This is a genomic window from Pantoea sp. A4 (assembly GCF_000295955.2).
Taxonomy (GTDB): domain Bacteria; phylum Pseudomonadota; class Gammaproteobacteria; order Enterobacterales; family Enterobacteriaceae; genus Pantoea; species Pantoea multigeneris.
On sequence record NZ_ALXE01000063.1, the window covers coordinates 1 to 465 of the forward strand.

The 465-nt window shown below is 63.2% G+C and carries 1 protein-coding gene; it reads left to right on the forward strand.

Translation table 11 applies throughout. From position 1 onward, the window contains the following. A partial coding sequence (locus tag B880_RS25440) for an Ig-like domain-containing protein (RefSeq protein WP_036646683.1) occupies positions 1–465 on the forward strand: 465 nt, incomplete at both ends.

Consider the following 465-nt stretch of genomic DNA (forward strand, 5'->3'; position numbering starts at 1 on the left):
CTGGCAACGGCCAATGCCTCCATCGTGATTTACAACGGCGATCAGATTATTGGCACGGCGACGGCGGATGCGGACGGGCAGTGGGTGTTTGATACGTCAACCCTGCCGGACGGCACGTACAGCTTCCACGCGGTTGCCACCGATGCAGCAGGCAACACCGCCGACTCCATCACCATCTCCATTACCATCGACACCGTCGCCCCGGAAGCCGCAGGCAACCTGGTGCTCGACAACAACGATGGCGTGACCCCGGTCGTGATTGCCGAGGGTTCTTCTACCAACGACAACACGCCGGTGCTGAGCGGCACCGCCGAAGCGGGCAGCATCGTATCCATATACGATGGCTCTACGCTGCTGGGCAGCGTGACCGTGGGCAGTGACGGCACCTGGAGCTTCACCACCCCAGCCCTGACCGATGGCGCGCACAGCCTGACCACCACCGTGACCGATGCGGCGGGTAACGTC